The organism is Oleiphilus sp. HI0043, from assembly GCF_001634935.1.
Window position 1 is genome coordinate 1 of the sequence record NZ_LWEY01001678.1, and the last position, 724, is coordinate 724.

The following is a 724-nucleotide window of genomic DNA, read 5'->3' on the forward strand; positions in this document are numbered from 1 at the left end:
ACCAGCCCAGAATTTGAAGCAGAATCAGATGATATTGGGCTTGACGAGAATGCTGAATTCGAAGATGCCAGCGGCTTAGTTATAGAGTACGGATATAAGACTTCTGATAGTGCAGTCATTGCTTTAAGGTACGTCGATATAAACTACGAAGTAACAAAGTACAATGGTAGCTCAGTAGACTCAGGCCCTGATTCTGACGGTAGCCACATTGGTTTATATATCTACTTTCTTTTCTAGCAGTCAAAGTTTCCGTGAGTTCAGCGGATATCAAAGGGCCTTTGAGGCCCTTTTTTTCGTCCTACATNTAGCAAGCCAACACATCTTGATCTCTTACATAGCTGCTGTAAGATGAGCAGCAATATTTTCATATAATCATTAGTTCTCGGTAAAAATACCCCCATGGACGTATCCCATATTCTTGACGGTTTGAATGACGCACAACGCAGTGCTGTTGCTGCACCTATGCAAAACTTATTGGTTCTTGCTGGAGCCGGAAGTGGCAAAACCCGAGTATTGGTACACCGAATTGCCTGGTTGATGGAAATTGAACGCTTAAGCCCTTCTTCAATTATGGCAGTGACCTTCACTAACAAAGCTGCCAAGGAAATGAGGGGCCGTATCGAGCAATTGTTGGACCTGCCTGCACGAAACCTTTGGTTTGGTACTTTCCATGGCATTGCTCACCGTTTTCTGCGCGCACATTCCAAAGAAGCAAATCTTCCGG

General features: G+C 44.1%; 2 protein-coding genes. Both read left to right on the forward strand.

The genetic code is table 11. The features are described from left to right. Positions 1 to 237: hypothetical protein (locus A3729_RS33455; protein WP_231877505.1), on the forward strand; the 237-nt coding region annotated here is incomplete at its 5' end. 162 nt (positions 238 to 399) lie between these two features. Next, a partial coding sequence (locus A3729_RS25470; RefSeq protein ID WP_156498135.1) for a UvrD-helicase domain-containing protein occupies positions 400 to 724 on the forward strand: 325 nt, incomplete at its 3' end.